7 protein-coding genes are annotated in these 9,306 nt (G+C 50.0%); 4 read left to right on the top strand and 3 right to left on the bottom strand.

The genetic code is table 11. From position 1 onward, the window contains the following. Positions 1 to 204: 204 nt before the first annotated feature. Together rsmJ and prlC are read right to left on the bottom strand one after the other, a co-directional pair. Positions 205 to 954 (bottom strand): 16S rRNA (guanine(1516)-N(2))-methyltransferase RsmJ, encoded by a 750-nt coding sequence (rsmJ, locus tag ACVXHP_RS13355; protein ID WP_447571623.1) that lies wholly within the window; start codon positions 952 to 954, stop codon positions 205 to 207. Between the two features lie 8 nt (positions 955 to 962). Then, positions 963 to 3,005, bottom strand: coding sequence for an oligopeptidase A (gene prlC, locus ACVXHP_RS13350; protein WP_316129341.1), 2,043 nt, complete (start codon positions 3,003 to 3,005; stop codon positions 963 to 965). Between the two features lie 208 nt (positions 3,006 to 3,213). On the opposite strand from prlC, the gene ACVXHP_RS13345 reads away from it, so the two are divergent. The 4 genes from ACVXHP_RS13345 to ACVXHP_RS13330 all read left to right on the top strand — a co-directional run bounded on the left by ACVXHP_RS13345 (position 3,214) and on the right by ACVXHP_RS13330 (position 7,880). After that, a complete protein-coding gene (locus ACVXHP_RS13345; RefSeq protein ID WP_038635089.1) occupies positions 3,214 to 4,056 on the top strand; it encodes a 23S rRNA (adenine(2030)-N(6))-methyltransferase RlmJ in 843 nt (280 codons plus the stop codon). 104 nt (positions 4,057 to 4,160) lie between these two features. After that, entirely contained in the window at positions 4,161 to 5,516 is a 1,356-nt protein-coding gene (gorA, locus tag ACVXHP_RS13340; protein WP_447571622.1) for a glutathione-disulfide reductase, read from the top strand. Positions 5,517 to 6,010: 494 nt separating this feature from the next. Next, entirely contained in the window at positions 6,011 to 7,138 is a 1,128-nt protein-coding gene (locus ACVXHP_RS13335; protein WP_447571621.1) for a DUF262 domain-containing protein, read from the top strand. After that, the gene (locus ACVXHP_RS13330) at positions 7,128 to 7,880 is read left to right on the top strand and encodes a hypothetical protein (protein ID WP_447571620.1); all 753 of its coding nucleotides are present in this window, start codon (positions 7,128 to 7,130) and stop codon (positions 7,878 to 7,880) included. Before ACVXHP_RS13335 ends, ACVXHP_RS13330 begins: the two co-directional genes overlap by 11 nt. A 214-nt stretch (positions 7,881 to 8,094) precedes the next feature. Here the strand turns inward: ACVXHP_RS13330 and ACVXHP_RS13325 are convergent, their stop codons facing one another. Next, positions 8,095 to 9,258 carry a mandelate racemase/muconate lactonizing enzyme family protein gene (locus ACVXHP_RS13325; RefSeq protein WP_447571619.1) on the bottom strand — a complete coding sequence of 388 codons (1,164 nt, stop codon included), beginning with the start codon at positions 9,256 to 9,258 and terminating at the stop codon, positions 8,095 to 8,097. Positions 9,259 to 9,306 lie beyond the last annotated feature (48 nt).

Raw genomic sequence — 9,306 nt, 5'->3', positions numbered from 1 at the left:
TGTCACTTGTGGAGAACGGCAGCCCGCTGCATAAATCTACACTACAGGTTGTTAACCTAAGGCCTGATACGGCATGCAGGCTGCATGGCAGAAAGAACTGGCCGGTTCTCTCTGCACAGAAAGGATAATACAAGGCCTGATAAGCGCAGCGCCATCAGGCAAACCACCGCACCATGCCGGATGGCGGCTAACGCCTTATCCGGCCTACGTCCTCCCGGCATAAATATCAAACCGATGCCCTTTGGTTACCACCGCGTTCGGCGTGGCAATATCCGCCAGCGGCGGCGCGTAGTCCGGGCGCTTCACCACCACGCGTTTGGTCGCCAACTGACGCGCCGGCTCCAGCAAGCCATCAGCGTCCAGATCCGGCCCCACCAGCGACTGAAAGACGCGCATCTCTTTCTTTACCAGCGCGCTTTTCTGCTTATGCGGGAACATCGGGTCGAGATACACCACCTGTGGGCGCGGGGTAATATCGGTTAGCGCCGTCAGGCTTGAGGCATGGATCAGCAGCAAACGTTCCTGAAGCCAGCCGCCAATTTCCGCATCGGCGTAGCCGCGCGCCAGGCCGTCGTCGAGCAGCGCCGCCACCACCGGGTTGCGCTCCAGCATCCGCACGCGGCAGCCGACGGAGGCCAGCACAAACGCATCGCGCCCCAGCCCGGCAGTGGCATCGACCACGTCCGGCAGATAATCGCCTTTGATGCCGACGGCTTTCGCCACCGCTTCACCGCGACCGCCGCCGAATTTACGTCGGTGCGCCATCGCCCCGCCGACAAAATCAACGAAGATGCCGCCAAGCTTCGGTTCGTCGCGTTTACGCAGTTCCAGATGTTCCGGCGTCATCACCAGCGCCATCAGGTTGTCGTCATCGTGCTCAAGCCCCCAGCGGGCGGCCAGAACAGATAAGGCGCCGTCTCCGGCGCCCGTTTCATCCAGTAAACAAATTTTCACGCGAACAATCAGCCCTTGATGCCGTAATGCGCCAGCATGGCGTCGAGCTGAGGTTCACGACCGCGGAAGCGTTTGAACAGCGTCATCGGCTCCTCCGAACCACCGCGAGTCAGGATGCTATCGAGGAACGACTGACCGGTTTCACGGTTGAAGATACCTTCTTCTTCAAAGCGGGAAAACGCATCCGCCGCCAGCACGTCGGCCCACAGGTAGCTGTAGTAGCCCGCCGCGTAGCCACCGGCAAAAATGTGGCTGAAAGCGTGCGGGAAGCGTCCCCACGTTGGGCCAGGTACCACAGCAACCTGTTTCTTAATTTCGGCCAGCGTCTCAAGGACTTTCGCCCCCTGCTCTGGGTTGTACTGCGCATGCAGGCGGAAGTCGAACAGACCGAACTCCAGCTGACGCAGAATAAACAGCGCCGCCTGGTAATTTTTCGCCGCCAGCATTTTATCCAGCAGCTCCTTCGGCAGCGGTTCCCCGGTTTCATAGTGACCGGAGATAAACGCCAGCGCTTCCGGCTCCCAGCACCAGTTCTCCATAAACTGGCTTGGCAGTTCGACCGCATCCCACGGCACGCCGTTAATACCGGACACACCGGCGGTTTCGATGCGGGTCAGCATATGATGCAGGCCGTGACCGAACTCATGGAACAGGGTGATCACTTCGTCGTGGGTAAACAGCGCGGGTTTACCGTTCACCGGACGGTTAAAGTTACAGGTCAGATAGGCAACCGGTTTTTGCAGCGTGCCGTCGGTTTTGCGCATCTGGCCGACGCAGTCGTCCATCCACGCCCCGCCGCGTTTGTGTTCACGGGCGTACAGGTCGAGGTAGAAGCTGCCGCGCAGTTCGTTGTTTTCGTCATACAGTTCGAAGAAGCGCACTTCCGGATTCCAGACGTCAACGTCGGTACGCTCTTTGGCGGTGATGCCGTAAATGCGTTTCACCACTTCAAACAGGCCGTTAACGGCTTTGTTTTCCGGGAAATACGGGCGCAGCTGTTCGTCGCTGATGCTGTACAGATGCTGTTTTTGTTTCTCGCTGTAATAAGCGATATCCCACGGCTGAAGTTCCTCAACGCCAAATTCGGCTTTGGCAAAGGCGCGCAACTGGGCCAGCTCTTTTTCCCCCTGAGGACGGGCGCGTTTGGCCAGATCGGTCAGGAAGTCGAGCACCTGCTGCGGGTTCTCCGCCATTTTGGTGGCCAGAGATTTAAAGGCATAGCTTTCGAAGCCCAGCAGTTGCGCCAGCTCGTGACGCAGTGCGAGGATCTCTTCCATCACCGGGGTGTTGTCCCACTTGCCGGCGTTCGGCCCCTGATCGGAGGCGCGGGTGGAGTAGGCGCGATACAGCTCTTCACGCAGCGCCTGGTTGTCGCAGTAGGTCATTACCGGCAGGTAGCTTGGGATATCCAGGGTCAGCAGGTAGCCTTCCTGCTCTTTGGCTTCCGCCTGCGCTTTCGCCGCCGCCAGCGCGCTTTCCGGCATCCCGGCCAGCTCCGCTTCGTCGGTCACCAGCTTGGTCCAGCCCATGGTGGCGTCGAGCACGTTGTTGCTGTACTGATTACCCAGCTCGGACAAACGGGTGGCGATTTCGCCGTAGCGCTGCTGTTTCTCTTTTGGCAGGCCGATACCGGACAGTTCGAAATCACGCAGCGCGTTATCGACCGCTTTTTTCTGTGCGGTGTTCAGGGTGGCGTAGTTATCGCCATCGCGCAGATCGCGGTACGCTTTGTACAGACCTTCATGTTGTCCAACCCAGGTACTGTACTCGGAGAGCAGCGGCAGCGTTTGCTCGTAGGCTTCACGCAGTTCCGGGCTGTTTTTGACCGAGTTCAGATGGCTAACCGGCGAGAAGATACGCCCCAGCACATCGTCCACTTCCGCCAATTGTTGGCAGAGATTTTCCCAGGTGTACGGCGCGCCCTGCGCAACGACTCGCTCAACGTTTTCGCGACAATCGTTCAGCGCCTTCGTAACGGCAGGCACAACATGTTCGGGCTGAATTTTAGAAAACGGCGGCAGTTCGAAGGGAGTCAGCAATGGATTAGTCATTAGCGCGGTCCTGTTGAAAAGAGTGAATGAAGCGCGTATCCGGCGCTGTGCATATTAATTTGTACAATGGGGTTAAGTGTAGAGGATTTCAATGCTAACCGTGGCGGAAAGACACCCGGTGGCGCTACGCTTACCGGGCCTACGGGTAATCTGTGCCGATCTGCTGTAAACTGTGGCAAATCGTCATTTCAGCGGAATTTCATTACCCATGCTCAGTTATCGCCACAGTTATCACGCAGGCAACCACGCCGACGTCCTCAAACACACCGTTCAGAGCCTGATCATTGAATCACTCAAAGAGAAAGAAAAACCGTTTCTCTATCTGGACACCCACGCTGGCGCAGGCCGTTATCAGCTGAGCAGTGAGCATGCCGAACGTACCGGTGAATACCTGGAAGGTATCGCCCGTATCTGGCAGCAGGACGATTTGCCTGCTGAACTTGAACCCTATATTTCCGTGGTGCAGCATTTCAACCGTAGCGGCCAGTTGCGCTACTACCCTGGCTCTCCGTTAATTGCTCGTCAGTTGCTGCGCGAACAGGACAGCCTGCAATTAACCGAGCTACACCCGAGCGACTTTCCGTTGCTGCGCGGCGAATTTCAGAAAGATGAACGCGCACGCGTAGCCAAAGCTGACGGTTACCAGCAGCTAAAAGCAAAATTGCCGCCGGTTTCCCGTCGCGGGCTGATCCTTATCGATCCGCCATACGAAATCAAAACCGACTACCAGGCGGTAGTGACCGGCATTAACGAAGGCTACAAGCGCTTCGCGACCGGCACCTATGCGCTGTGGTATCCGGTGGTTCTGCGCCAGCAAATCAAACGCATGATCCACGATCTGGAAGACACCGGCATCCGCAAAATTCTGCAAATTGAGCTGGCGGTGCGCCCGGACAGCGATCAGCGCGGCATGACGGCTTCCGGCATGATTGTGATTAACCCGCCGTGGAAGCTGGAGCAGCAGATGAACAACGTCCTGCCGTGGCTGCACAGCAAGCTGGTTCCGGCAGGAACCGGGCACACTTCCGTAAGCTGGATCGTGCCGGAGTAATCGCAGTCATCGGTGGAACCTTTTAATTTCAGGTATACAATCGCGAATATTTTGGCGGATGGCGTAACGCTTCTCCGCCCTACAATGAACATGAAGGAGCGGTCATGACCAAGCACTATGATTACATCGCTATTGGCGGCGGCAGCGGCGGTATTGCCTCCATTAACCGTGCGGCAATGTACGGCCAGAAATGCGCACTGATTGAAGCCAAAGAGTTAGGCGGCACCTGCGTTAACGTTGGCTGCGTACCGAAGAAAGTGATGTGGCATGCCGCACAGGTCCGCGAAGCGATTCATATGTACGGCCCGGATTACGGTTTCGACACCACCATCAATAAGTTCGACTGGGATAAGCTGATCGCCACACGTACAGCCTATATCGATCGCATTCATACCTCGTACGATAACGTGCTGGGTAAAAATAACGTTGATGTGATTAAAGGCTTTGCCCGCTTCGTTGATGCCAAAACCATTGAAGTGAACGGTGAAACCATTACTGCCGATCATATTTTGATCGCCACCGGCGGGCGCCCGAGCCATCCGAACATTCCAGGCGTGGAATACGGGATCGACTCCGATGGTTTCTTTGAGCTGCCAGCGCTGCCAAAACGTGTAGCCGTTGTTGGCGCAGGCTATATCGCCGTTGAACTGGCAGGCGTAATTAACGGTCTGGGCGCAGAAACTCACCTGTTCGTGCGTAAACACGCGCCGCTGCGCAGTTTTGATCCAATGATCGTCGAGACGTTGGTCGAGGTGATGAACGCTGAAGGCCCGCAGTTGCACACTAATGCCATTCCGCAGTCGGTGGTCAAGAATGCCGACGGCAGCCTGACGCTGACGCTGGAAGATGGCCGCAGCCAGACCGTTGATTGCCTGATCTGGGCGATTGGTCGCGAACCCGCAACCGACAACTTTAACCTGGCCGTTACTGGCGTGAAAACCAACGAAAAAGGCTACATCGTCGTTGATAAATTCCAGAACACCAACGTACCGGGCATTTATGCGGTGGGCGATAACACCGGTGCCGTTGAGCTGACGCCGGTTGCCGTTGCCGCGGGTCGTCGCCTGTCCGAGCGTTTGTTCAATAACAAACCGGACGAGCATTTAGACTACAGCAACATCCCGACCGTGGTCTTCAGCCACCCGCCGATTGGCACCGTGGGCTTAACCGAGCAGCAGGCTCGCGAACAGCACGGCGATGACCAGGTGAAAGTGTATAAATCCTCGTTTACCGCGATGTACACCGCCGTGACTTCACACCGCCAGCCGTGCCGCATGAAGCTGGTTTGCGTGGGTCCGGAAGAGAAGATTGTTGGTATTCATGGTATCGGTTTTGGCATGGACGAAATGCTGCAAGGCTTCGCGGTGGCGCTGAAAATGGGCGCGACTAAGAAAGACTTCGATAACACCGTCGCAATTCACCCGACGGCGGCCGAAGAATTCGTCACCATGAGGGGTTAATGTCAAAAACCCACCTATACGCGTTCGTACTGTAGAAAAGCTGAGAGGCCAGAGCATCGTTCCCTGGCCTTTATTTAAATCATCGATATACTGCCTCTTCTAACGCGTTTATGCCCCAAATCTCACTAGCATAAGCTCATCGATAACGAGATTCAGTAGTGCTAGTAGCCAGGAAGATATCTTTCTCTTTGGCAAATTTAAGCTCTGATTTCGTCATATTGCTTAAACCAGCTTTGGTTGGCATCTTCGTGTGCCTGAACACCTTATCTACCCTTGTCACCAGTCATAATGGCGGTGATCATAAGAAAGAAAACATTCACTAAATCATACTGTTAGATAATATCAAAGCGAGTTTCTAGCACTCCAAAGAAGTGATCAATTTTAGTTGACCATTACAGGGAAAGATTAGAAAATCATTGAAAAACTGGGAGTTAGTGAAAATGGAAAATAGAGTATATTACGGAGAATACTCACTACGTCACTGGATTGACTTAGTGTTAAAGAAAAATATTGTTTTACCTGACTATCAACGTTATTTCGTTTGGAATGAGAAGAAGGTCGAAACGCTCATTGAAACATTTACAAAAAAGCAGTTTGTTCCTCCTGTAACTATTGGTGCCTTCAAATTTAGAGACAGTAATAAAAACTTACTATTAGATGGCCAACAGAGGGTAACAAGTATTTTACTGGCATATTTAGGTCTCTACCCTGATGCCGCAAATTATAAATTAAAAGTTGATTCTTTTGCCAACGATAACGATGATGACAATAACGACGAACTTTATGACAACATTCTAGAGTGGAACTTCAAAAGTTTAGTTGAAAAGGGAACAACCAAAGTAGAGATTTTACGTAACATTCAGCCAGGAAACTATAAACACACTAATCTGAACATAACTGATGAGTTCTTAGATAGTAATTTCCTTGGGTTTTCATACTTAGTTCCTCAAACATCGGATGAAAAGACACAACAAAGTTATTACTCATCAGTATTTAGAAACATAAATATTCAAGGTGAACCGTTATTACCACAAGAAAGTAGAGCTTCTTTATACTTTCTAGACCAAGAATTGGTTGGGTTATTTGATCCTGATTTTTCTAAAAAAATTAGAATCAAGCTTATTAGTAGTGAATCAAAAGCCGATTTCATTCGATATCTAGCACTTTTATCACAATATTATATTGATGGAGATAGTTGGAAGATAGCTCGTGGCTACAAGCAGAAAATGGAGAAGCTATACGAAGAATATATTTTCTTTGCAATAAATGGGAAGAATTCCGATATATTTGGAAGTTTCTTAAGTGTTTTTCCAGATAAAAAATATAAAGTTCACTTAGATAATCTAGAAAAAACGTTGACTGAGATGGATTTACTGAAAAAATACACATCCATTATTGAACTGGATACTTACCTTTTTGGTATTATCTATCACATTCTTTTCGAAAAGAAACAGATTGATACATCACAAAAGGAGAATATACTTGAAAAGTTGGAAAATAAAATAGCCGAATATAAGATGGACAATTCTCATTTAAAAAGCCCTAACAACTTAGGTCATCTTAGAAAGAGAATATCAGATTCTATTGCAATCTATGGGGTGCATACAATCAATGAATCATAATAAATTTATATTATCCCCTATAAAAAATATCCTCGCAGATGTAACCTCTGCATGTATTGGTATAGGTTCAGGTGTAGAAACCTATCCGCTATGTGATTATGTAATGCAGTCAGCTTTACTTAAGATGACAGGTGCTCAAGAACAAAAAATGAAATGCATCTGCTGGGAACTTGCCACAAATGATTATGAATATAGATATCAAAGATTCAATTTGAATCCTTTTGGCGAATGCTCAAACTATCAAGAAAAAAAAGAGATTTACAAAGATTTAGTTAAACAAATAGAAAAACACAGTGAATTAAGATTCGAAGACGGTTTGATAGAGAATAGTATAATATTACAAAACACCAATCTTGCAATAACAAGTTCTTTTGCAAACACAAATTTATTAATTTGGGCTAAAAAACCTTACCTTGAGTACAAATCTCTTTGGTCAAAAGTTACTGAAAAATACTTCGCTAACAAAGAAAATCTTTTTGTAAATAAAAAAAATATTGAAAAGAATATTGAAAAAGATCTTGTCGATATGTACGAATATTTATATAAACACCGAAATAGAGTCGCTCACAACACTCTTTCATATCAACAAAATCTTCCAACTTTAAAAACTTTGTTAAACGAAAATTATCAATACGAAAATTACTTTATTTACTTTTCTATGCTGATACTGATTGATAACATCTTTATTTCATTATATGAGCACTATCTTAAAACTATGAATCAGCCAGACCAGAATATATAATTAAAATCATATCAAAGAACGCTGCTCGCTAAACGCAAGCCTCGTCATTGCTGAAGCGAGCGGTGTGATTAAATTGGTTCTTAAATAGCCCCATGTTAATTAAAAATGGACAGACAATCACAGTACCATGCGCTAATTGCCCACGTGTAGACGCTCTTCACTTAACACGCGCCCCTCCGGCAACCAAAGGGGCGTTATCTCACCGCCGCCAGCGCTATTCGGCCAACGCACGCATCTCTTTTATCAGGTCAGATTTACCTTCAAAACCGATGCCAGGCAGTTCTGGCATGACAATATGACCGTCTTCAACCTTCACTGAATCCGGAAAACCGCCGTACGGCTGGAACAGATCCGGATAACTTTCATTCCCACCGAGGCCAAGACCCGCCGCAATGTTCAGCGACATCTGGTGACCGCCATGCGGTATGCAACGTGATGGGGACCAGCCAAACTGCGCCAGTACGTCCAGGGTACGCAGATATTCGACCAGACCGTAGGAAAGCGCACAGTCAAATTGCAGGTAGTCGCGATCCGGGCGCATGCCGCCATAGCGCAGCAGGTTGCGCGCATCCTGATGAGAAAAGAGGTTTTCACCGGTCGCCATCGAGCCTGGGTAAAATTCTGACAGCGCGGCCTGGAGAGAAAAATCCAACGGGTCGCCAGCTTCTTCGTACCAGAACAATGGATAATCCCGTAGCATTTTGGCGTAGGCAATACCGGTTTCCAGATCAAAGCGGCCATTGGCATCAACGGCAAGACGCGCTTCGTCGCCAATTTCAGTCAATACCGCTTCGATACGGCGACGGTCTTCTTCCAACGATGCACCGCCGATTTTCATTTTAACCACGTTGTAGCCGCGGTTCAGGTAGCCTCGCATTTCCTGACGCAGCGCGTTCAGGTCTTTACCCGGATAATAGTACCCCCCCGCCGCGTAAACAAAGACGCGTGGATTCGCCTCAACACCCTTCATCTCAGCCAGCAGACGGAACAACGGCTTGTTGGCAATTTTGGCAACAGCATCCCAGATAGCCATATCCAGCGTACCGACAGCCACCGAGCGCTCACCATGGCCCCCCGGCTTCTCATTACTCATCATGACGTCCCAGATTTTATGCGGATCCAGATTATCGCCTGCGGCATTCAGCAGACTTTCCGGGTCAGCGTCCAGAATGCGGTTACGGAAGCGTTCGCGGATCAATCCCCCCTGGCCGTAACGGCCATTAGAGTTAAACCCGTATCCCACGACGCGGCGCCCCTCTATTTCAACATCAGTCACAACGGCTACCAGGCTGGTTGTCATCTTGCTGAAATCGATATAGGCGTTACGAATAGGGGAAGCGATGGGTTTGGTTATTTCTACAACATCAAGGATACGCATGTTTTCTCCGGCGGATTGTTAGTCAGTGATGCTCGCACTTACGCGCCT

This window comes from Citrobacter freundii complex sp. 2025EL-00176, from assembly GCF_053309355.1.
Note: the sequence above shows the minus strand (reverse complement) of the source record. Positions and strands in the feature narration are given on the sequence as shown.

Coding starts and splice junctions, on each gene's coding strand:
- prlC (WP_316129341.1), bottom strand. CDS start 3,005: ATGACTAATCCATTGCTGACTCCCTTCGAACTGCCGCCGTTTTCTAAA.
- ACVXHP_RS13345 (WP_038635089.1), top strand. CDS start 3,214: ATGCTCAGTTATCGCCACAGTTATCACGCAGGCAACCACGCCGACGTC.
- gorA (WP_447571622.1), top strand. CDS start 4,161: ATGACCAAGCACTATGATTACATCGCTATTGGCGGCGGCAGCGGCGGT.
- ACVXHP_RS13330 (WP_447571620.1), top strand. CDS start 7,128: ATGAATCATAATAAATTTATATTATCCCCTATAAAAAATATCCTCGCA.
- ACVXHP_RS13325 (WP_447571619.1), bottom strand. CDS start 9,258: ATGCGTATCCTTGATGTTGTAGAAATAACCAAACCCATCGCTTCCCCT.